Origin of the sequence: Devosia sp. YIM 151766 (assembly GCF_030285925.1) — a bacterium.
Lineage (GTDB): Bacteria > Pseudomonadota > Alphaproteobacteria > Rhizobiales > Devosiaceae > Devosia.
Map to the genome: position 1 here is coordinate 3,026,779 of NZ_CP127251.1, position 22,176 is coordinate 3,048,954.

21 protein-coding genes are annotated in these 22,176 nt (G+C 63.3%); 10 read left to right on the forward strand and 11 right to left on the reverse strand.

From position 1 onward, the window contains the following. Positions 1–47 precede the first annotated feature (47 nt). Positions 48–1,289, reverse strand: a complete 1,242-nt coding sequence (locus O9Z70_RS14890; protein ID WP_286020222.1) for a metal-dependent hydrolase family protein — start codon at positions 1,287–1,289, stop codon at positions 48–50. Between the two features lie 304 nt (positions 1,290–1,593). On the opposite strand from O9Z70_RS14890, the gene O9Z70_RS14895 reads away from it, so the two are divergent. From O9Z70_RS14895 to O9Z70_RS14915, 5 genes are all read left to right on the forward strand, one after another. Beyond that, the gene (locus tag O9Z70_RS14895; RefSeq protein WP_286020223.1) at positions 1,594–3,333 is read left to right on the forward strand and encodes an ABC transporter substrate-binding protein; all 1,740 of its coding nucleotides are present in this window, start codon (positions 1,594–1,596) and stop codon (positions 3,331–3,333) included. 88 nt (positions 3,334–3,421) lie between these two features. Continuing rightward, a complete protein-coding gene (locus O9Z70_RS14900) occupies positions 3,422–5,260 on the forward strand; it encodes a dipeptide ABC transporter ATP-binding protein (protein WP_286020224.1) in 1,839 nt (612 codons plus the stop codon). Continuing rightward, the gene (locus O9Z70_RS14905) at positions 5,257–6,195 is read left to right on the forward strand and encodes an ABC transporter permease (RefSeq protein ID WP_286020225.1); all 939 of its coding nucleotides are present in this window, start codon (positions 5,257–5,259) and stop codon (positions 6,193–6,195) included. Before O9Z70_RS14900 ends, O9Z70_RS14905 begins: the two co-directional genes overlap by 4 nt. Then, the gene (locus O9Z70_RS14910) at positions 6,192–7,148 is read left to right on the forward strand and encodes an ABC transporter permease (protein ID WP_286020226.1); all 957 of its coding nucleotides are present in this window, start codon (positions 6,192–6,194) and stop codon (positions 7,146–7,148) included. The genes O9Z70_RS14905 and O9Z70_RS14910 overlap by 4 nt, the downstream gene beginning before the upstream one ends. Before the next feature lie 195 nt (positions 7,149–7,343). Beyond that, positions 7,344–8,135 (forward strand): cyclase family protein, encoded by a 792-nt coding sequence (locus O9Z70_RS14915; RefSeq protein WP_286020227.1) that lies wholly within the window; start codon positions 7,344–7,346, stop codon positions 8,133–8,135. 183 nt (positions 8,136–8,318) lie between these two features. On the opposite strand, the gene O9Z70_RS14920 is transcribed toward O9Z70_RS14915, so the two are convergent. Further along, on the reverse strand, positions 8,319–9,089 hold the full coding sequence (locus O9Z70_RS14920) for an IclR family transcriptional regulator (RefSeq protein WP_286020228.1): 771 nt from the start codon (positions 9,087–9,089) through the stop codon (positions 8,319–8,321). Between the two features lie 191 nt (positions 9,090–9,280). Here O9Z70_RS14920 and O9Z70_RS14925 point away from each other — a divergent pair, with 191 nt between their 5' ends. The 5 genes from O9Z70_RS14925 to O9Z70_RS14945 all read left to right on the forward strand — a co-directional run bounded on the left by O9Z70_RS14925 (position 9,281) and on the right by O9Z70_RS14945 (position 14,152). Beyond that, a complete protein-coding gene (locus O9Z70_RS14925) occupies positions 9,281–10,243 on the forward strand; it encodes a peptidyl-alpha-hydroxyglycine alpha-amidating lyase family protein (RefSeq protein WP_286020229.1) in 963 nt (320 codons plus the stop codon). Between the two features lie 80 nt (positions 10,244–10,323). Further along, on the forward strand, positions 10,324–11,295 hold the full coding sequence (locus tag O9Z70_RS14930) for a Bug family tripartite tricarboxylate transporter substrate binding protein (protein WP_286020230.1): 972 nt from the start codon (positions 10,324–10,326) through the stop codon (positions 11,293–11,295). A 72-nt stretch (positions 11,296–11,367) separates the two neighbouring features. Further along, the gene (locus tag O9Z70_RS14935) at positions 11,368–11,832 is read left to right on the forward strand and encodes a tripartite tricarboxylate transporter TctB family protein (protein ID WP_286020231.1); all 465 of its coding nucleotides are present in this window, start codon (positions 11,368–11,370) and stop codon (positions 11,830–11,832) included. A 15-nt stretch (positions 11,833–11,847) separates the two neighbouring features. After that, on the forward strand, positions 11,848–13,341 hold the full coding sequence (locus O9Z70_RS14940; protein WP_286020232.1) for a tripartite tricarboxylate transporter permease: 1,494 nt from the start codon (positions 11,848–11,850) through the stop codon (positions 13,339–13,341). 13 nt (positions 13,342–13,354) lie between these two features. After that, positions 13,355–14,152, forward strand: a complete 798-nt coding sequence (locus O9Z70_RS14945) for an SDR family NAD(P)-dependent oxidoreductase (RefSeq protein WP_286020233.1) — start codon at positions 13,355–13,357, stop codon at positions 14,150–14,152. Positions 14,153–14,171: 19 nt separating this feature from the next. Here the strand turns inward: O9Z70_RS14945 and O9Z70_RS14950 are convergent, their stop codons facing one another. The 9 genes from O9Z70_RS14950 to O9Z70_RS14990 all read right to left on the reverse strand — a co-directional run bounded on the left by O9Z70_RS14950 (position 14,172) and on the right by O9Z70_RS14990 (position 22,176). Continuing rightward, positions 14,172–14,927 (reverse strand): IclR family transcriptional regulator, encoded by a 756-nt coding sequence (locus O9Z70_RS14950; RefSeq protein ID WP_286020234.1) that lies wholly within the window; start codon positions 14,925–14,927, stop codon positions 14,172–14,174. Positions 14,928–15,193: 266 nt separating this feature from the next. Further along, positions 15,194–15,619 (reverse strand): cupin domain-containing protein, encoded by a 426-nt coding sequence (locus tag O9Z70_RS14955; protein ID WP_286020235.1) that lies wholly within the window; start codon positions 15,617–15,619, stop codon positions 15,194–15,196. Positions 15,620–15,659: 40 nt separating this feature from the next. Beyond that, positions 15,660–16,454: a TIM barrel protein gene (locus tag O9Z70_RS14960; RefSeq protein WP_286020236.1), complete on the reverse strand. Its 795-nt coding sequence runs from the start codon at positions 16,452–16,454 to the stop codon at positions 15,660–15,662. A gap of 5 nt (positions 16,455–16,459) precedes the next feature. Then, positions 16,460–17,638 (reverse strand): iron-containing alcohol dehydrogenase, encoded by a 1,179-nt coding sequence (locus O9Z70_RS14965; RefSeq protein WP_286020237.1) that lies wholly within the window; start codon positions 17,636–17,638, stop codon positions 16,460–16,462. Positions 17,639–17,667: 29 nt separating this feature from the next. Beyond that, positions 17,668–18,279: a DAK2 domain-containing protein gene (locus O9Z70_RS14970; protein WP_286020238.1), complete on the reverse strand. Its 612-nt coding sequence runs from the start codon at positions 18,277–18,279 to the stop codon at positions 17,668–17,670. Next, positions 18,276–19,280 (reverse strand): dihydroxyacetone kinase subunit DhaK, encoded by a 1,005-nt coding sequence (locus tag O9Z70_RS14975; protein ID WP_286020239.1) that lies wholly within the window; start codon positions 19,278–19,280, stop codon positions 18,276–18,278. Before O9Z70_RS14975 ends, O9Z70_RS14970 begins: the two co-directional genes overlap by 4 nt. Positions 19,281–19,306: 26 nt before the next feature. Beyond that, positions 19,307–20,134, reverse strand: coding sequence for an HpcH/HpaI aldolase family protein (locus O9Z70_RS14980; RefSeq protein ID WP_286020240.1), 828 nt, complete (start codon positions 20,132–20,134; stop codon positions 19,307–19,309). 30 nt (positions 20,135–20,164) lie between these two features. Next, a complete protein-coding gene (locus tag O9Z70_RS14985; RefSeq protein WP_286020241.1) occupies positions 20,165–21,175 on the reverse strand; it encodes an ABC transporter ATP-binding protein in 1,011 nt (336 codons plus the stop codon). Continuing rightward, complete coding sequence (locus O9Z70_RS14990; RefSeq protein ID WP_286020242.1) at positions 21,172–22,176, reverse strand: ABC transporter ATP-binding protein; 1,005 nt, start codon at positions 22,174–22,176, stop codon at positions 21,172–21,174. Before O9Z70_RS14990 ends, O9Z70_RS14985 begins: the two co-directional genes overlap by 4 nt.

The following is a 22,176-nucleotide window of genomic DNA, read 5'->3' on the forward strand; positions in this document are numbered from 1 at the left end:
CCTTGGAATTTATGGATAAAAGGCGGGCGGCGCTCGAGTGATCGTCCTCAGTTCGGCGTCAGATCGGTCTTGTAGACCTGGCCGTCCTTCATGATGAGACGCAGATTTTTCTCCGGCTCGGTCAGGATCGAGATGTCCTTGAGCGGATCGCCATCGACGATGATGACGTCGGCGATGGCGCCGGGGGAAATGACGCCGAGGTCCGGACGCTGGACGATCTCCGCATTGACCGAGGTGGCGGACTTCAAGATGTCGACCGGCCGCTGCACACGGCCACGGATGGTGAATTCCTGGAGCTGGGCGAATTCCATTTCGCCCATGAGGTCGGTGCCGAAGCCGAGTTTGACGCCGGCATCCTCGCAGAGGCCGAGCATCGCGATACCGGCATCGTTGACCATGTTGAGCTTCTGCATGACATATTCGGAAAGGCCGAGGCGTTCGCCATGCTGGGCGGTCACCTCATAGGCGACCAGCGTGGGCACGATATAGGCCCCGGCGCCGGCGACCATGGCGGCCACTTCCGAATTGATCAGGTTGCCATGCTCAATGCAGCGCACGCCGGCGCGGATCGAATGTGCGATGGCGGCGCTTTCATAGGCGTGGGCGCAGACATATTTGCCGCGTATGCGCGCTTCTTCGACGACGGCGCGAATCTCGCCCTCGGTGAACTGGGTGGCCTCGATGGCATCATTGGGCGAGCCGACACCGCCCGAGGCGAGCACCTTGATGTGATCGGCGCCCTTGCGAAGCTCGTTGCGCACGACGCTGCGCAGATTGGCCTCGCCCTCCACGATGCGGCAAATGAAATTGAAGGCGCTGGCATTGATGTCGATATTCAGCCGCTCATCGGTGGTGCTGCGGTGGTCGCCATGGCCGCCGATCTGGCTGAGCGCGGGACCGCCCACGAAAAGGCGCGGGCCGGGGATATAGCCTTGGGCGATAGCGCGGCGGATGCCCACATCGCCCCCGGCAACATCGCGAACGCTGGTGAAACCGCGATCGAGCATTTTGCGGATGCGCGGCACGGCCTGGGCGGTCATTTCCGTCAGCGGAATTTCCCGATTGTGTTCTTCGACCAGATTGATGGCGAAGACATGGGCATGGGCATCGATGAGGCCCGGCAAGAGGGTGCGACCGCCCACATCATAGGTGACCGCTTCGCTGGAGGTGATCGGCTGCTCGCTGACGGCCTCGATGCGTCCATCCACGACCAGCACGTTCATGCCGGGAACGGCCTCGTCACCCAACCCGTCGAACACACTTGCATTGGTGAAAATCGTTGCCGTCATGTGATCCTCCAAAGGCTGCGGCCGGTATCAGCGCTGGTCAAGGTCAGCCGGCGCAATCTGTCCATCCGCCATCCGCCTGTAAAGAAGTTTGATCAAAAAATCACAAGACACGCAAGGCTGCTCAAACTAGAATATCGGCGATGGTTTTCTTGCTGTCCTGGCGTTGACATCGCAGCAAAGTGCCACTTACAATATCAAGGTTTTGATCAAATGCTCATCCTGCGGATCACATGCGAGGGGCTGCGTGCCCGAAGGTTGAAAGCGAGCAATCGGCTGCCGGAATATGGCAGACAAGGGAGCTAAAATGAGAAATCGCGTTTCAGCCAGTCTGCTCCTCGGGGCCATGACACTGGCACTTTTGGGTTCGGCATCCGGCTACGCGCAGGAAGCGCGCACGGGCGGTACGCTGCGTGTCCTGGGCACTGCGGAAGTTGATCGCTTCGACACGGCGCCGCCGGCAACGGCCAATGTGGGCAAGTTCTTCCGCGCCACCACGCGCCAGTTGATCAGCTTCGCCGCCTCCACCGATCCGGAAGAGCAGATCGCGCCGCAGGCCGATCTGGCCGAGAGCGTGCCGACGGCGACCAATGACGGGCTGACCTATACATTCACCTTGCGTCAGGGCGCCAATTGGGACGCGCCGGATGGCCCGCGCCAGATCGTTGCCGGCGATATCGAGCGCGGCTTCAAGCGCCTCTGCAATCCCTTCATCCCGGCGCCGGCTGTCTCCTATTTCGAAGACATGGTCGTCGGCTTCGCCGAGTTCTGCGCCGGCTTCGCCGAAGTGGACCCGACGGCCGAGGCCATGAAGGATTATATCGAAGGCAACGACATTTCCGGCATCGAAACGCCGTCTGACGACACTATCGTCTTCAACCTCAATTATGCGGCGAACGACTTTGTCTATCTGCTGACCCTGCCGGTCACGACGCCCGCGCCGATCGAGGCCCTGGACTATCTGCCCGACAGCCCGGAATATCGCGACAATTATATTTCCAGCGGCCCTTACACCATCGAATCCTATGTCCCGGACACCATTGTCCGCCTGGTTCGCAACCCGGCCTGGACGCCGGAAAGCGATCCGCTGCGCAAGGCCTATGTCGACGAGATCGAGGTGATCGCCGGCGTCCAGCCCGACGCTGCCATGCAGCAGCTGCAGTCGGGCGATGGCGATATGCTCTTTGACATCACCGTTCCGCCGGTGACCGTGCAGATGCTGAATGCCCAGGGGGACGACAAGATCTCCAAGCTGGCCGAAGGCAGCTCGCGGATGATCTGGATCAACACCGTTTCGGAAAACAATGACGGCGCGCTGCGCGACCTCAAGGTGCGCCAGGCTCTGAACTATGCCGTCAACAAGGCGGCGATCGTGCAGCAGCTCGGCGGCCCCGAATTCGCCACCCCGCTCAACGGCATCTTCCCCTTGGGCATTCTGGGCCACCACGATTTCGATCCCTATCCGACGCCGAACAATGAAGGCGATCCGGAAAAGGCCCGCGAATTGCTGGCCGAGGCGGGCTATCCCGATGGTCTCTCGCTCAAGATGCCGTTCCGCAATGCCGGCAATGGCGCTGCCGAAGCCCAGGTGCTGCAGGCAAGCCTTGAGGAAGCCGGCTTCAAGATCGAGTTGGTCCCGACCCCGGCATCGGATTTTTATCCGCGCCTGATCACCAATTTCGACAATGCGCTCAATGGCGTCTGGGACCTGGTGCCCTCGGGTTGGTCGCCGGATTGGCCGGGCGGCGCTGCGCGTTCGATCTTCCAGCCGCAATATACCTATGACGGCACCCACGGCACCTTCAACTTCTCCGACTACAACAATGAAGAAGCCAATCCGATCGCGGAACGCGCTTTGACCACGACCGACATGGCCGAGGCCGAGGAGCTCTGGAACGAGGTCGACCGGATCGTCATGGCCGATCCCCCGACCGTGCCGCTGATCTCCCAGACCACCGTGCTCTATCACGGCGTGGCCGTCGAAAACTTCCTGCCCTTCGCGGCTGGCGGTGACGGCGACTGGACCAATGTTTGGCTGAACCGCTGATCGGTTCGCCTGATTTGATCGCGGGGGGTCGGGCATCGGTATTTGCCATGCCCGGCCCCTGCTATTCTCTGCTATCGGCTCCCCCAATATGTCCGTGCTTTCCGTCCGAAATCTGAACATCGATATCCCGACCGGGGACGGCGCGGTCCATGCGGCGCGCGATGTCTCCTTTACGGTCGAGGCCGAGGAATTGTTCGGCATTGCCGGGGAATCGGGTTCGGGCAAAAGCGTGTTGTCCCAGGCCATTATGGGCCTGCTGCCGGGCGCCGAGATTTCCGGCGAAATCCTCTTTGAAGGGCGCAACCTGCTGGAGCTTTCGCAGCGCGAGATGCAGCATCTGCGCGGCAACCGCATCGCGATGATCTCGCAGGACCCGCTATCGAGCCTGCATCCCTTCTATACTATCGGTGACCAGATCACCGAGGCCATCCGCACCCACCGCACCATCAGCAAGGAAGCGGCGCTCAAGGAAACCGTCGACATGCTGGCGCGGGTCGGCATTCACGATGCCGAGAAGCGCGTTCACGACTACCCGCACCAGTTTTCCGGCGGCATGCGCCAGCGCGTCATGATCGCCATGGCCATCGTGCTGCGCCCGGCCCTGCTGATCGCCGACGAGCCGACGACCGCGCTCGACGTCACCGTTCAAGCCCAGATCATCGGCCTGCTCAACGAGATGCGTCGCGAATTGGGCACCGCCGTCATCATGGTCACGCACGATCTCGAACTGCTTTCGTCGGTGGCCGACCATGCCATGGTCATGTATGCCGGCAATCGCATGGAATTCGGGCGGGGCGACGCGGTGCTGCGCCAGCCGGCCCATCCCTATACGCTGGGCCTGCTCAATTCCTCGCCCTCGCATAATGCCCGCGGGCTCCTGCCCTCCATTCCGGGCCAGCCGCCGAGCCTGCTGCTGGATCAGAAGGCATGCGCCTTTGCGCCCCGCTGTCCCGCCGCCATGGATATCTGTCACGCCGAACGGCCGCCGCTCCGCACTTTCGAGGACGGTACGCAATCGCTCTGCTGGCTGGAGAACAAGGCGTCGAGCGTTCCGGCCGCGGCCGCTTCCGTCCCCGACGCCCCTGCGGAAGCCGCGCTCCAGGCCGAAAACGTGGTCAGCGTTGCCGATGTCCGCCTGACCTATGGCGGTCGCTCGATCTTTTCCAGCAAGCCCGGCATCGAGGTGCTCAAGGGCGTCAGTCTCGAATTGCCGCGCGGTTCGACGCTCGGCATTGTCGGGGAAAGCGGCTGCGGCAAGTCCACGCTCGCCCGCATCATTGCCGGCCTCCTGCCGCCCACATCGGGCGAGGTGCGGATCGAGGGGCAGAGCATTGTCGACCTCGACCGGGCCCAATGGGTCGAGATGCGCAAGCGCATCCAGATGGTGTTCCAGGACCCGTTCGGGTCGCTCAATCCCAAGCGCCGGGTAGGTTCGATCATCGGCGACCCGTTCCGGATCCAGAATGTCGCCCATGGCGCCGACCGCAAGAACCGGGTGCGCGACTTGATGGAAATCGTCGGGCTCAATCCAGAGCACTATAATCGCTTTCCATCCGAGTTTTCCGGCGGCCAGCGCCAGCGCATCGGCATTGCCCGGGCGCTCGCGCTCAATCCGTCAATCATCATTTTCGATGAGCCGGTCTCGGCGCTCGACGTCTCCATCCAGGCGCAGATTCTCAACCTGATCGCCAAGCTGCAGCGCGAGCTGGGGCTGTCCTACCTGTTCATCTCGCATGACCTCGCCGTGGTCCGCCATGTCAGCTCGCAGATCATCGTGATGAAGGACGGCCAGGTGGTCGAGAGGGGCGATACCGAAACGCTCTACCACGCGCCTCAGCACCCCTATACGCAGGAATTGCTGGCCGCTGCCGACCCCGATTACCGCCGGGCTGGCGAGACCGGCAAGAGTGAGGCCTTCGTCCGATGAGCGCCGAGATCAAGCAACGCAGTTCGTTCGAACTCACCATGCGCCGGCTGCTCGCGGACCGGGCCGGGCTGATCTCGCTCGCCTTCATCCTCCTGCTGATCGCGACCGCGATCGGGGCGGACGCCATTGCGGCGCTGACCGGGCATGCGGCGACCGCGCAGTTCCGTGATACCGGCCTCACCCCTACCGGCCTGCCGGTGGCGCCCAGCGGCGAGTTCCTGTTCGGCACCGATCAACTGGGCCGCGACGTCCTGGTCCGGCTGGCCCATGGCGCCCGCATCTCGCTGGCAATCGGCGTCGTCGCCTCGCTGCTGGCGGCGCTGATCGGCATCACGGTCGGGATCGTGTCGGGTTATTTCGGTGGCTGGATCGACACAATTCTGGGCCGGTTGATGGATCTGGTGATGAGCATCCCGGTGCTGCTCTGCATGTTGTCGCTGGTGGCTGTGTTCGGTCCCAGCGTATCGCTCAGCGTCGCCGTGATCGTGTTCTTCTCCTGGACCACGATGGGCCGCGTCATCAGGGGCCAGGTGCTGTCGCTCAAGGAGCGTGAATTCGTCCTGGCGTCGCGGTCGATGGGCGCCGGAAATCTCTCGATCATGTTCACCGACATTCTGCCCAATCTGGCGGCGCCGATCATCATCTACACCACCATGATGGTGCCGACCTCGATCATCTTCGAGGCAACCTTGTCCTTCCTTGGCCTGGGCATCGTGCCGCCGGCGCCAAGCTGGGGCGGCATGCTGGCGGAGGCGGCCAACAATTCCATCTATATGTTCGCCTGGTGGCTGGTGCTGTTCCCCGGCCTGGCGCTGCTGCTGACCACGCTGTCCTTCAATATTCTCGGGGATGCCCTGCGCGATGCACTCGACCCCAACAGCGCGAAGCTGAAGGTCCGCAAGGCCCGCAAATTCACGTCTGGTGCGACCCCATGATCAGGTTCATTCTCAGCCGCATCGGCTTTGCCGCGCTGGTGCTGCTCATGCTCAGCGGCTTCGTCTTCACCCTGTTCTTCGTCGCACCGGGCGATCCGGCGCGGCTGGTGGCCGGCGAACGCGCCACCGAGGCGCAGGTGGCCATGGTGCGCGAGAATCTGGGCCTCGATCGGCCGGTGATCGAGCAATATGTGAGCTTTCTGGGCCGTAGCCTCAGCGGCGATCTGGGCTATTCCTACCGCAACCAGCAGCCCGTCATCGAACTGATCAAGAACCGCATGCCGGCGACCATTTCCCTGTGTATCGGCGCGGTGGTGATGTGGCTCTGCCTCGGCATACCCATCGGCATCATGTCGGCGCGCCATCCCGGCAGTCTGCGCGACCGGCTGGGACAAGGCTTCGTCCTGGTCGGGGTCAGCTTTCCCTCCTTCGTGCTGGGCATGGCGGCGCTCTATTTCCTCTATTTCCTGCCGCGGCAGGCCGGCTTCACCCTATTCCCTCCCGGCGGCTACCGGCCCTTCCTGCCCAATCCTGGAATTTGGGCCTGGCATCTGCTCCTGCCCTGGTTCACCCTGGCGTTGACCTCGGCCGCGATCTATGCGCGCCTTACGCGCGGACAATTGCTCGAAGTTCTGGGCGAGGATTATATCCGCACGGCGCGCGCCAAGGGCCTGTCGGAACGCAAGGTGATCTACAAGCATGGCGTAAGGTCGATCTTCTCGCCCCTGACCACCCAATTGGGCGCCGACATAGCCGCCCTGCTCGGTGGCGCATTGGTGACCGAGCAGGTATTCGGGCTTCAGGGCATCGGCTCGCTGGCCGTCCAGTCGGTGCAGACGCAGGACCGTCCGGTGATCATCGGGGTCGTCATGCTGGCGGGCTTTTTCATCGTCATCGCCAACCTGATCGTCGACTTCCTCTATATCCTGCTCGATCCGCGCATCCGCACCTGAGCGTGCAATCCAGCTGGACCCCAATCCGCCTTTTCATGAATATGCGAACATTGAAATTATACACTTAAAATAATTTGCTAAGCCATGCGTCTGCTGGGTTATTCAGCCTTGCATATGCATGCAATTGCCGTAACGTCAGCATAGTGGCGCATCTGGCGCGAGGCCGAACAGGCGCCAATAGTCGAGGGAGAAAACATGACTTCGCAGCAAATTCTGGCCGATATGGCCACCGCCCTGGTGAGCGGCAAGATCGAGATCGTGGACCTGACCGCGCCGCTTGGCCCAGACACCCCGATCCTCCACCTGCCGCCGGATTTCGCCAAGAACACCCCGAAGTTCAAAATGCACGAAATCTCGGCATACGACCAGAACGGCCCCTGGTGGGCCTGGGGCTGGATGGAGTTGGGCGAACATACCGGCACCCATTTCGATGCACCCTCGCACTGGATTTCGGGCAAGGACGTGCCGGAAAACACCACCGATACCGTGCCGGTCAAGAATTTCGTCGCCCCCTGCGCGGTTATCGATTGCGCGGCCGAAGTGGCGGCCGATCCGGACTTCCTGCTGACCAAGGAGCATGTCCAAGCCTGGGAAGCCAAGCATGGCGACATCCAGCCGGGCACCTGGGTTTTGCTGCGGTCCGACTGGTATCACCGCAATACCAGCACCGAAGCCTTCCTCAATGCCGATGAGAACGGCTCCCATACTCCCGGCCCCAGCGTCGACTGCGTCCAGTACCTGGTCGAAAAGAACGTGATGGGCTTTGGCAGCGAGTGCGTCGGCACCGATGCCGGCAATGCCGCCGGTTTCACGCCTCCCTTCCCGGCCCACAGCCTGCTCCTGGGCATCGGCCGCTACGGCCTGGCCAGCCTGACCAATCTGGACAAGCTGCCGCCAACCGGCGCCATGCTGGTAGTGGCTCCGCTCAAGATCATCGGTGGCACCGGTAGCCCGGTCCGCGCCCTGGCCATCGTGCCGCGCGACTGATCCAAGCGCAGGGTTCCCGCGTTCGCGCGGGAACCCTTGCCGGCGCTTTGTGCAGCCGGTGCTCGTTGGCGCCTGCGGCCGGCCGAGTAGCGCCGCCGCCTTGGCCTCGCGGTCGATGCAGGCCAGCGCATCAGCACGGCCAAGGAGGACGGGCTCGGTTCCTCGCCGACACGTTCTAACCCATCATAGATCGACCCGCGCACCGATCTGCTGCGAAATGACCGCGGCGGCTTCCTTGAGAGCGGCGACCATGTCGGAAGCCTGCTCTTCGGAATAGCGGAATTCGGGGATCTGGAAGCCGATGCTGCCGGTGGGCTCGCCCGAATGATCGAGAAAGGGCACCGCCACGCCGACCGAGGTCATGGTGCGATGGGAATAGGTTATCGCGAACTTGTTCTCGCGGATCTCGGCAAGGTGTTTGCGTAATTCGTCGGGATCGAGCGGATTGCCGCGCGCATCGGGCACGTTCGGGCCGAGTATGGCCCTTTCGATCTCCTCGGCGCTCAGTTGCGCCAGCATTGCCCGTCCCAGCGCGCCCCAGACCAGCGCGGCGGTCCGGTTGAGCTCGATGAAATAGCGCATCGGATCGGGCGGGGCCGCCGAGGCCGCCACATACATCTGGAGATTGCGCCGCTGCAAAATCGTCACCAGCGCCGTCTCCCGGAACCTGTCGGCCAGGGAATCGAGCAGCGGCTGGACGATCCTCACCGCCGGCTGCTGCCCGCCCAGCCGTCCCGCCAGCCGGAAAAGCTCCGGCCCGGGCGCGAAGGCCCCCTTGCGGGTCTGGCTCGCATATTCGGCCTCGATCAGCCGGCGCAACAGCCTATGCGTGGTGCTTAGGGGCCATCCCAGGATTTCGGCGGCGTCCTTGGCCGAAACGTTCGGCTGATCGGCAAGAAGGCTGACCAGCCGCAGAACGCGCGCGATGGCTCCGATGTCACTTCTATCGCTCATCTTCTCCCCTCCAGCGTGTTTTCACAGCAATCCTCGTTATCTGCCCCGGCCGGCCGCCAGAAACAATATCGTCTCTAACGATAAAACCCACACTTGACTATTATCACTCAATGATAATACGTTCTCATGAAGTGATACAGCTACCGACGCTTTCGGATCAAAAAGGCGTCGGCGACGGGAGAATAGGGTATATGGCGGAAATTCTTGGCTCTGGGCGCTTTCGCTACGAGGCTCAGCAGGATTGGATTCGTCTTCCCGACGACATCGTGCTTGGCGAAGTTGCGGGCGTCGCTGTCGACGAGCGCGATCGCGTCTATGTCTTCAATCGCGGCCCGCATCCCATGGTGGTTCTGGACCGGGACGGCAATTTCTGCGCGAGCTGGGGCCAGGATCTGTTCCAGAAACCGCATGGCGTCCATATCGCGCCCGATGGCGCGATCTACTGCACCGATGAGGGCAGCCACACGGTCCTCAAATGTACGCTTGAGGGCAAGCTGCTGCTGCGCATCGGCGTACCCGGAGACCAGGCCCCCTATATGAGCGGGCGTCCCTTTAACCGCTGCACCCATACCGCGCTCGGCCGGAACGGGGAAATCTTCGTGACCGATGGCTATGGCAATGCCGCGGTACACGTGTTTTCGCCCCAGGGCGAGCATATCAAAAGCTGGGGCAAATCGGGCTCGGGACCGGGTGAATTCAATCTCCCGCATAATATTGTCGCCGATGCGGACGGCCTGCTCTATGTGGCCGACCGTGAAAACCACCGCATCCAGATTTTCGACGATCAGGGCACCTATCAGGGGCAGTGGAACAATCTGCACCGCCCGAGCGGCCTGTGCATGACCCATGGCGATTGCCCGTGCTGCTATGTCGGCGAGATCGCGCCCTATATGGCGGTGAACAGGGACGCTCCCAATCTCGGACCGCGGGTATCGGTTTTGTCCGGCGAGGGCGAACTGGTCGGGCGTCTCGACAGCAAGGACGGTCCGGGGACGGCTGCCCATCAATTCACCTCCCCCCACGGCCTCGCCGTGGATTCGCGAGGCGATCTCTATGTCGGGGAAGTCACGGCATCGGCCTGGCCATCGCTGTTCCCCGGCCGTGAACTACCCGGCCATCTCAATGCATTGAAGAAATTTCGCAGACTGGAGTAATCGTCCGCGAAGCGATGGATGCACCCTCCCAAGAGGAGAGAGGGCTTGCTAGATCCTGTTGAACTGAAAAGGCGAGGAAAATGATACTCAGATTCACTGCATCGGCACTGACCGTGCTGGCCATGGCGTCCGGCGCTGTCGCGCAGGACTATCCGGTCCAAGGGCGGGTGGTAACGACCATCGTGCCCTCCACCGCCGGCGGCGGCACCGACATGGCCGCGCGCATCGCGGCGCCGCTTCTGGAAAACGAGCTGGGCGTGACCATCGAAGTCGTCAATCGTCCGGGCGCCTCGATGCAGATCGGCCTGACCGAAGGCGCCAATGCCCGGCCCGACGGCTACACCCTGACCTGGGCGGTGCTGCCCACCGCCACGAGCATTTATCTCGACGAAGACCGCGAGTCCAACTTCACGCGCGACAGCCTCGTTCCGGTCGCGCTTTATTACGGCGCGCCCTTCGGCGTTGCCGTCAACGCCGACAGTCCTTACACATCGGTCACCGAGATCGTGGAGGCCGCCAAGGCAAATCCGGGCGGGCTTCGCAGCGGTACGACGGGTTATATGTCGACGGGCCATTTCGCCAATATCGCCTTCCAGATGGGCACCGAGACAGATATGGCCACCGTCAACTTCCAGGGCGGCGGACCGCAGGTCACGGCATTGCTCGGCAACCATATCGATGTCAGCTTCAATTCGATCGGCGAATTGCTCACCCATCATAATGCCGGCACGATCCGCATCCTGGGCGTCATGGACGAGGTGCGCTCCGAACTGGTGCCGGACGTGCCCACTCTTGCCGAGGCCGGGCTGAGCGTGGAGCCGATCGGCTCCAATATCGGCCTCGCCGTGCCCGCCGGCACCCCCCAGGAGGTCATCGACCGCCTGAGCGACGCCATGGCCAAGATCACCCAGGATGAAACGCTGCAGCAGCGCATGCTGGAACTCGGCAATAGCATAACCTATCTCGACGCCGCCGATTACACGACCTTCTGGGACGCGGTCGACGCCCGCTTCGCGCCCCTGATCGCGCAAGCCAAGACCCAGAGCCAGTAATGGCCCCCCGCCTCCGCCCGAAATTCGGGCGGAGGCGGACTTCGGACGCTACGGCCTTCTGAGGAGGAGCCTATGACCAATCGGCAGCTATTCACGATTGGCGGCCTGACGATCGCCGCCGGTGGACTGGCCCTGTTTTATGGCGCCTCCCGCATGCCCTATTACACCTCGATCGGCCCGGGGCCGGGATTCTTCCCCTTCTGGCTGTCGCTGCTGCTGACCGTTCTCGGCCTGCTGGCCGCTTTCGGAGCCTGGCGCGAGCCGGTTCGCGACCTGCCCGCCGATTTCTGGCCCCAGGAAGGCGGCATCTGGCGCCTTCTCGCCATTCTGGCGGCCCTGGCCATGGCGGCGCTGGGGCTGGAAACCATCGGTTTTCCCATCACCATGCTCGCGGTCAATCTGCTGGTTCTCATCACGCTGGGCCTGCGCAAGCCCCTGCCGCTGATCACGGTGGCGCTCGCCGGCAGTTTCGGCGTCTATTTCGTTTTCTCGCACTGGCTCAAGGTCACCCTGCCTGCCGGTTCCTTTCCGATCTAGCCAGGAGCGGTTTTCATGGAAACGCTTTCCCTGTTCTTGGGCGGTTTTGCCACCGTTCTTCAGCCCAGCTATCTCGGCTTCGCGCTAATCGGGTGCATTCTCGGAACAATGGTCGGCGTGCTGCCCGGCATCGGCCCGGCCGCCGGCACCGCCATCCTGATCCCCATCACCGCGGTGATGGATCCGACCGGATCGATCATCATGCTCGCCGCCATCTATTACGGCGCCATGTATGGCGGCACGATCACCTCTGTCCTGATCAATACGCCGGGCGAAGCCGCCTCGGCGGTGACCTGCCTGGACGGCTACCAGATGGCCAAGCAAGGCCGGGCCGGACCGGCCCTCGCCGTCGCGGCGATCGGCTCGTTCATCGGTGGCATGATCGCCACTATCGGCCTCGTCGTCCTCGCTTTGCCGCTCACCAAGCTGGCACTGACCTTCGGCCCACCGGAAATCTTCGCCCTGCTCATCGTCGGGCTGGCTTTCGTTACCGCCCTGGCCAACCAGTCCATGGTGCGGGCCATGATCGCCGCCGTTCTGGGCATGCTCATCGCGCAAGTGGGCATCGATCCCATCATGGGCACCGGACGCTATACCTTCGGCACGCCCGAACTTTACGATGGCTTCGACATCGTGGCGGTGATCATGGGCCTGTTCGGACTGGGAGAAATCCTCACCAATGCCGAGGCCCGCGCGCGCGGCGTCTTCGCCCACAAGGTTTCCTCGGTCTATCTCTCGCGCGAGGACATGAAGGCTTCGGCGGCGCCGATCGCGCGCGGCACGCTGATCGGCTTTCCGCTGGGACTGATCCCCGGCCTCGGCTCGATGATCCCCACATTCCTCTCCTATGCCGTCGAAAAGCGCCTTTCGAAGACCCCGGAAAAATTCGGCACCGGGATGATCGAAGGTGTCGCCGGCCCGGAAACCGCCAATAATGCCTATGCCAATGCGGCCATGATCCCGCTCTTTACCCTCGGCATCCCCAGCTCCCCGACCATCGCCGTCCTGATGGGCGCCTTCATGATCAACGGGCTGATCCCCGGACCGAGCCTGTTCATCGAGCATTCCGAATTCGTCTGGGCGGTCATCGCCAGCCTCGTGGTCGGCAATGCCATCCTGCTGGTGCTCAACCTGCCGCTGATCCCGCTCTGGGTCCAACTGCTCAAAGTGCCCTATCCGATACTCGTGACGATCATCGTCGTCTTCTGCATCATCGGGGTCTATTCGCTCAATAACAGCGTCTTCGACATCTGGGTCGCCCTGGCCTTCGGCGTGGCGGGTTATCTGCTACGCAAGCTCGACATTCCCGTCGCGCCGCTCGTTCTCACTCTCGTGCTCACGCCGATGATCGAACGCGCCCTGCGCCAGTCGCTCGAAATGTCGAACGGGAATTTCGGGATATTCTTCGAACGCCCGCTCGCCCTCACCCTGCTTTCGGTTGCCCTGGCGGCCTTGCTGCTGTCGTCGCTGCGGGTCTTCCGCAAGGTTCAGGCCGACAGCGAAATCTGATTGGAGCCAAGTGATGGAACTCGGACTGGACGGAAAGACGGCAATCATCACCGGCGGCGGCGAAGGTATAGGATTTGCCGCCGCCGCGCGGATTGCCCAGGAGGGCGGCAATGTCGTCATCGTGGGCCGGCGCAAGGACGTGCTCGAAAAGGCGGCGCAGCGGATCACCGCCGCCCATCGGGGCCGGGTGCTGGCCTTTGACCAGGACATCACCGCCAAGGGCGCGGCCGGGCGCATTGTCGATGCGGCGGTGAGCGCCTTTGGCGGCGTGGACATCCTGGTCAACAATGCCGGAATATCGCTGGCCAAGCCTTTCGACGCCGTCTCACAGGATGAGTGGGAAGCCGATTTCGACCTCAAGCTCTGGGCGGCGATCCATCTGGTGCGGGCCGCCTTGCCGCCGATGCGCCAGGCGGGCGGCGGACGCATCATCAACGTCACCAATCTGGATGGCCGCACCCCGCGCGCCGGCAAGATGCCGACCAGCATTTCGCGGGCCGCCGGGATCGCCTTCACCAAGGGGCTGTCTCACGACCTGGCCGCCGACAATATCCTCGTCAACACCGTCTGCATCGGCTTCATCAAGAGCGGCCAGCACGAACGGCGCTTCGAAAGCGCCAGCGGTCCCGATGCTCCCCGCACCCTCGATGAGCATTATGCCCGGGAGGCCGACAAGCGCGGCGTCCCTCTGGGGCGCGTCGGCGAGGGTGCCGAGGCCGGCGACGTCATCGCCTTCCTCGCCTCCGAACGCGCCAGCTACATCACCGGCGTCGCCATCAATATCGACGGAGGAGCGTGCCTTGTCGTCTGACGCCGGCCGGAATGCGTTGTTAGTTTTGCCGCCGTCCGCCCATCCGGCGCGACAGCGCGTCGCCGATCTTGCGCAATTCGGTCCCGTATCGCTCGATATTGCCCCGCACTTCGGCGCTGAGCATGCCGAGCGCCAGGCCGGCAATGGCGCGGGTGTCCGGTCCGAATATCGGCACCCCCAGGCACAGCATGCCTTCCCGCAACTGCCCGTCCTCGATGGAAAAGCCGCGCTCCCGGCAGGCGGCCAGCTCCGCATTGAGCCCGTCCACATCCGCAACGCTGCGGCGTGTGCGCGCCTCGGGCCAGTCGCGGGCGATCGCCGCAATATCGGCCTCGGGAAAACTGCTCAGCATGGCTTTGCCGGTGGCGGTAAAGACCGCCGGCAGCGACATGCCGACCCTGAACGTGATGCCCAGCGATTCGGCGCCCTGCCGGCTGGCGACGTAGACGACCTGATCGCCGTTGAGAACGCTCAGATTGAGCGTGCCATGCCCCAGCGCGGCCATGTCGATGTCGAGCGCGTTGAACTCGGCGGTGAGCGAGGTCTGCCGGTCGAAGGCATTGGCCCATTCGCGCACCGTATAGCCCAGCTGAAAGGCATTGCCCGCATCGGAAAGGATATCGAGGTCCACCAGCGCCCAGCATATTCGATGCACCGAACTTTTGGGCAGATGCACATGCTGAGCGATGTCGGAAATGCCGCGCGGCTCGGCGCTGGCACAGATATAGTCGATGATCTTCTTGGCGCTGCTCAGCGCGGGAACATGTGCCTGCATCGTCGTTTGCCGGCTTTTTTGCATGGCAGTGATACCCCCGATTGCCACTACGTTTGGCCGCACACGCCGAGAAGGCCGCCAGGCAGCCTTATTCCAGCGCCTCATACGGCGTCATAGTCAAAATTTCAAACCACCATCGATGTCCTCTCTTTCGGGCGCAAGCCATCTTGAGCCCCCGCCGTTTCCGATGCGCGGCCGAACCGCCGCAATCCTGGTTTTAGCACACTTCCAAACCGCCGGAATTGCGGCCTGTCCTGCTGGAAGCGTTAGCGGGGCCCGGCGCTTTCCATGGCGATGGGCCGGGTATCTCCTGTTGCAACAATGGTGCGGTTGGCCTCGATCGAGGCATAGATCCACAGGATCGACATCGGCTCGGTCTGCGATGCGTTGATGAAGCGATGCGGCACGCCGGCCGGAACGAAGGTCGTATCCTGGACCGAGAGCGCATGCGCTTCGCCGTCAAGCTCTGCAATTGCATTGCCGGACAGCACCATCACGCTTTCATCGCAATTGTGAAAATGCACCGGGATGGCGGCACCGGGCTCGAAGGCGGTGATGCCGCTGATAAAATTCTTCGCCCCGATCTTGGGCGTGACCAGGGGGGTCGTTCTCGCGCCGCCGCCGCGATCGTGAAAGGGCAGCGTCTTGGGGGAGAGGATAATGCCCTTCCCGGTAAGGTCTTGTGCCGTCATGACAAGCGCTCCAGTTCGATGTTCAATGCTTACACGCGGCTTATGCGGCGATCTGCCGTTTCCACTCGGAAAGCCATCCAAGCCCGCGCTCGGTATCGCCAGCCGGGATATATTCGAAGCCGATCGCGCCTTTATAGCCGGCGGTATGAAGCGCCCCAAGGATCGCCGGGAAATCCAGCGTGCCGCTGCCTGGCTCATGGCGTCCCGGGCAATCGGCAATGTGAATATGCCCGAGCAGCGGCGCATATGTGCCGATGGCCGCAACGCCGTCCACGCCATCCACCGCCGCATGATAGGTATCGACAAGGATCGAGACGGCGCCGGGCGCGAATTCTCCGGCAATGCCCGCAGCCTGCTCCAGCCTATGCAGATGATAGCCCGGCACCACTTTGCGGCTGATTGCCTCGATCAGCACCGAAGGGCCGCGCCCCTGGCAGCTCTCGACGGCAAAGGCGATATTGTCGCGATATGTCTGCTCGACCTCTGGCGTAGCCGCCGGCGGCATGCCCGCCATCGGATGGATATAGGGACAGCCAATGGCCTCCGCGTAATCGAGGGCGTGCAGCAGGGCATCGCGGAAGGCGCGTTCCTGCCCGGGCAGCGCGGCAAGCCCCTTGCCGGGTCCGTCGGCCACTTCCGCGCCGACGGCAAGCTGGGAGAATTTCAGCCCGCTCTCCTCGAGCAGCGCCTTGACGGCCGGCGCCGCCAGCGCGAAGGGATGCGGATGCTCAACGGCATCGAAGCCGGCCCGCGCCGCCGCTGCGAACCGCTCTTCGAGACGGTATTCACCGAACATGTAGCCGATATGGGCCGAGAGCCCGCTTCTTGCTGTCATGGCGCTTATGCCGCCTGCATCGGAGGCGTGGCCGGAATCGCGTTGAGGATAGCGCGCACCTCTTCGGCGCCGATATCGCGGCCCTCGCCAAGCGGCAGTTGCCCGGCCCGCGCGATGTGATCGACAATGGCATCCACGGCGATTTCGGTCGGGGCGATATCCGCCAGCGAGACCGGCGCCCCCATGGCCATGAAGAAAGCCTCGATGCGATCGATGGCGAACCGGGCGGCTTCCTCGTCGCTGCCCGCGCCGAAATCCCAGACCTCGCGCGCGCACTGGGCCAGCATGTCCTGCTTGGCCGCGATCCGGCTCCTGAAGACCGAGGCCATGACCAGCGACAGCGTCCGCGCATGGTCGAGGCCATGCAGTTCGGTGATCGCATGGCCGATCATATGGGTCGACCAATCCTGCCTGACGCCGGCCCCGATCAGCCCGTTAAGCGCTTGATTGGCGGCCCAGAGGACGTTTTCGCGCGCCTCGTCGGAATTGTCTTCGAGCAAGACCGGCCCCCATGCCAGCAGTACCTTGAGCAAGGTTTCGCTGAATCCCTGCTGGATCGGGGTATTGTCCTTTACCGTCGCATATTGCTCCAGCACATGGGTGAAGGCATCGACGACGCCATTGCTGAGTTGCCGCCGGTCGAGGCTCGCCATGGTGTCGCTGTCGAGAATGGCGAACCGGGGGCGGGCCTTCTCATAGCTGAACGGCAATTTGAGATGACGCGTCACGCTGGTGATCACCGAGACCGGATTGCTTTCCGAACCCGTGGCGGGAAGCGTGAGTACGACGCCGACCGGCAGGGGCGAGGCGGGATATTCGCCCTTTAGGAAAGCATCCCATGGGTCCGTTTCCTCGACGGCGGCGACACTGGCGAGGAATTTGGCGGCGTCGACGACCGAGCCGCCCCCCACGGCCAGAATCAGTTCGGCTTTTTCCACCTTGGCGAGCGCGGCGGCCTTCTGGATCGTTTCGTAATGGGGATTGACCTCGATGCCGCCGAACTCGATCACGCTGCATGCGGCGAGCGCCCGCATCACCTGCTCATAGACGCCGTTGCGCTTGATGCTGCCGCCGCCATAGACGAGCATGACGCGGGTTCGGGCCGGGACCAGTTCCGAGAGCGACGCTATCGCGCCCTTGCCGAAGGCGATGCTGGTCGGGTTGGAGAGATTAAACGAGATCATGGCATAGTTCCTTGGCGATCCGATGCTGTTCAGGGCTGGCCGGCAATGGCGGAAACCATAAGATGGAGCGCCAGCATGCCCGGGTCGGTGAGGCCGACCGATTCCGCCCCATAGAGGCGGGCGCGGCCGAGTTTGGAGGGGCGGTCCCGGAAATCCGCGATCGCCTGTTCAAGGGCCGCGATCGCCGTCGATGCCGGCGGCTGACCGCCGGGGGCCGTGGCCAGCGCGCGCGCCAGATAGTCGAGCGCGTCGACGACGCTCTTGTCCCCCAGATTGGCCTGTCCCCGGCTCATGATCCCGTCGCGGACCAGAACCAGGAGCTCGCCGAACTCGACGAACGATAGCTCCGTTTTGCCGCTACTGGCTTTTGCCATGACCATCAAGGCGACGACCACCAGGGTTCCCAGGCTCGAACCGGTCGTGGCGCTGGCGGCTTTCGCCAACCGGCTGAAGCTCGATTGCAGGCTCTCCGACCCCGACAGATCGACCTCGGCGAGGCCCTGGACGAGCCTGGCCAGCATGGTGCCGGTATCGCCGTCTCCCAGTTTCGCATCGGCCGCGTCCAGTTCGGCCGAAATCGCCGGCATACGGACATTGATCCTGGCGATCGCCGCTGCGATCGATTGGCTCGTGACGTTCATTTCGCACCCACCGTCCAGAAGGGACAAGTGGCCGGCGCCGCGAGCTGGCGCTCGATCTCCTCGTCGAGAAAGCACAGTGAGATCGACAGGCCGGCCATTTCCATCGAGGTCACATATTCGCCCACCATCTGGCTGCTGATCTCGAACTTCTCCTGTGCGAGCCGCTCCGCCGCGCGCCGATACATGAGGAACAATTCTTCGAGCGGGGTCGAACCGAAGCCATTGACCAGAACGGCCACCCGCCCATTGCTATCGTCCGGCGCTTCGGCCAGCAGCCTTTCGATCATTTCGTCGACCAGCACATCGGCCGGCGGCCGGGCGGCGCGCCAGATACCGGGCTCGCCGTGAATGCCCATGCCCATTTCGATTTCATCGTCGCCGATCTGGAAGACCGGCGCCTTCGAACCGGGAATGATGCAGGGCGAGGTGGCCGCGCCGATCGTCTTGGTGCGCGCCACCGTGCGCTGGGCCAGTTCGGCGACCTCGTCGAGCGTGCCGCCGGCACTCGCGCAGGCGCCCGCCGCCTTATACGCGAAGACGATGCCCGCCACGCCGCGGCGCTTATGCGCTTCGGCCGGCGGGGCGCCCGCGATGTCGTCGGTGCCCAGAACGGTGCGGACCGAGATGCCATCGAGCTCGACCATCTCCGAGGCCATGTCGAAATTCATCCTGTCGCCGCCGTAATTGCCATAGAGGCAAAGGACCCCTGCGCCTTCATTCGCCGTTTCGATCGCCTCCTGGCATGATGCCATGTTCGGGCCTTCAAAGACATTGCCGACCGAGCAGGCATCGAGCAGTCCGTCCCCGACATAGCCGCAGAACAGCGGCAGATGTCCCGAACCGCCGCCGCTGACGATACCCACCTTGCCCGCGATATTGGGCTTGGACCGCCTGATGACCCGTCCGCCCGTACCGATACGCGCGAGGCTTTTATGCGCCATGACCAGGCCGTCGAGAACCTCATCGACGTAGCGCTCGGGGTGGTTGATTAGCTTTTTCATCTATCGAGCCTGCTATCTGGGAGCAATCACGCGTTCCGGGAAGCGGCGATGGCCTTGCGCAATCCCTCTACGCGCGCGGTCGCGGCCTCGACGAGGAAAGCGGAATCGGCATGGGTGGAGAGGAAGCGGACGCCGCGCTTGATATAGCCTGCCTGCCGGTCGGGGTCGCGATCCCCGCCCATGCCCGCGAATATGCCATGGCGCGTGCATGCCGCGATCACGCGCTCCATCGCATCGTTGGCTGCCGCGCTGCCGAATTCGCCGGCCATGCCCATATCGATGAGCAGGTCGGAAAGTCCCACATGCAGGACGTCGATGCCCGGCACCGCCGCGATCTCCTCGACATTTTCCAGGGCCTGGCGGGTTTCGATCATGCAGATCACCGCCGTCGTGCGGTCGAGCCGCGCGATAATGTCGGTCATGGGCAGCGGCGCATAGTTGAAATTGGGATAGACGCCGGCATAGGAGCGCCGCCCGAGCGGGGCGAATTTGCAGGCCTGGACGCAGCGCCGGGCCTCCTCGGCCGTATTCACGTCGGGATAGATAATGCCCGTCACCCCGCCATCCAGCAGAACCTGCACATTGGGATCGTCGACGCCGCGGACGCGGGCGATGGGCGCGATGCCGCATCCGAGCGCCGTCTGGGCGATATGCGCGATGGTCTCGGCCGAAAAAATGCCGTGCTGGCCGTCGATGAAGATGAAATCATGGCCTGTCAGCTTGGCCAGGCGGGCGATTTCGCCCGACCGCGCCAGCCGCACGACCATGCCCATGGCTGGTTCGTCGGCCCGCATCCGCTCAAGGACGGGATTGGTGTCGGCGGCTTCGGGAAGGATGTCTGTGGCAAGGCTCATTCGAAATCTCCTGTAACTAAAATGACGGGTTCAGGCGGCTTGCGTCGCCGTCCCTTGAAGCGAAAGCTCTTCCGCGCGATGGCATCGCACGGTGCGGCCCGGCGATAGGGTGCGTTCATCGGGGACCTCCTGTTTGCAGCGCTCGATGGCGAACGGGCATCTGGGATGGAAGGCGCAGCCGCTGGGCGGGTTGGCCGGGTCGGCGATCTCGCCGCGCAGCACCGTGCGCGCACCGCGCTTTTCCGGATCGGCCACCGGGGCCGAGGACAGCAGCGCCGCCGTATAGGGATGGAGCGGACGCAAATAGAGGTCTTCGGTCGGACCCGTTTCCACGATGCGTCCGACATACATGACGGCGACGCGGTCGCTCATATGCTTGACCACGCCCAAATCATGGGCGACGAACAGGTAAGACAGGCCCAGTTCCTGTTGCAATTCGAGCAGCAGATTGACCACTTGGGCCTGGACCGACACGTCGAGCGCCGACACCGGCTCGTCGGCGACGATCAGCTTGGGATTAAGCGCCAGCGCCCGCGCGATGCCGATGCGCTGGCGTTGGCCGCCGCTGAAAGCATGGGGAAAGCGGGAAACCGAGCTTTTGGGCATCCGCACCAGGTCCAGCAATTCGAGAACCCGCTTGCGCCGCTCTTCGGGCGTTCCGGACCTGTTGATCAGCATGGGTTCGTCGATGATGTCGCCCACGGTCATGCGCGCATTGAGCGATGAATTGGGGTCCTGGAAAATCATCTGGATCTGTCGCCGGATCGGCTTTAGGCCATTGCGGTCAAGCCGCGCGAGGTCGACCTGGCCGGCATCGGCATCGAACAACATCTCCCCCGCCGAAGGCGTGTGCGCCCGCAGGACGCAGCGCGACACAGTGGTCTTGCCGCAGCCGCTTTCGCCAACCAGCGACAAGGTTTCCCCCTTGCGGATGGCAAAGCTGACATTGTCGACGGCCTGGACCTGGCCGACTTCGCGCTGGAGCAGCCCGCGACGGATGGGAAACCTCTTGGAGAGGTTTTTGACCTCGAGCAAATTCATAGTGGAATACCCGTACGAAAACAGCTCACCCTGCTGCCCATGGGCAGATGGACCTCCTTCGGCACCTCGACGTCGCAAAGGCCGGATTCGGCGATCGGGCAGCGCGGATGGAACAGACAGCCTTGGGGGCGCATATAGGGATGGGGAACCGAGCCCTCGATCGTTGGCAGTTTCGACTTGGGCGCGGCCCGGATATCGGGAATTGAACGCAGCAGCAGCCGTGTATAGGGATGCTGGGGCGACTGGAATATCGTGCGCACCGGCGCATGTTCGACCACGCGCCCCAGATACATCACCGCCACGTCGTCGCACATTTCCGCAACCACCCCCATATCGTGGGTGATCAGGATCAGCGCCAGGTTGTTTTCCTGCTGGATGCGCTGCAACAGGTCGAGAATCTGCGCTTGCGTCGTCACGTCCAGCGCCGTGGTGGGCTCGTCGGCGATGAGCACCCGCGGATCCCCGGCCAGCGCCATGGCGATCACCACGCGCTGGCGCAGGCCGCCGCTGAGCTGGAAGGAATAGCTGTCGATCCGGCTGCTCGGCTGGGGAATGCCCACCTCGTTCATGTAATGGATCGCCATTTCCCGCGCCTCGCGCTTGGTCACGTTGCGATGCTTGAGGATCACCTCGATGATCTGGCTGCCGATCGTATATAAGGGGCTGAGCGAGGTCATCGGCTCCTGGAAGATCAGCGCGATGCGGCCACCGCGGATCGAACGGATCTGCGACCCCTCCGCCGGCAGGCCGACGAGATCCACGGCCGCCGCGTCCACGCCGTCATCGAGCCAGATCTGGCCGTTATCGATGCTCGCGGATTTGTCGAGGATGCGCAGGATCGAGCGGGCGGTAACGCTTTTGCCGCAGCCGCTTTCTCCGACGATGCCGAGTGTCTTGCCGGCATAGACTTCCAGATTGACGCCATCGAGCGCCTTGATGACACCTTCGTCCTGATGAAATGAGGTCTCGAGATCGGTGATCCGCAAAATCGGCGTCTGCAT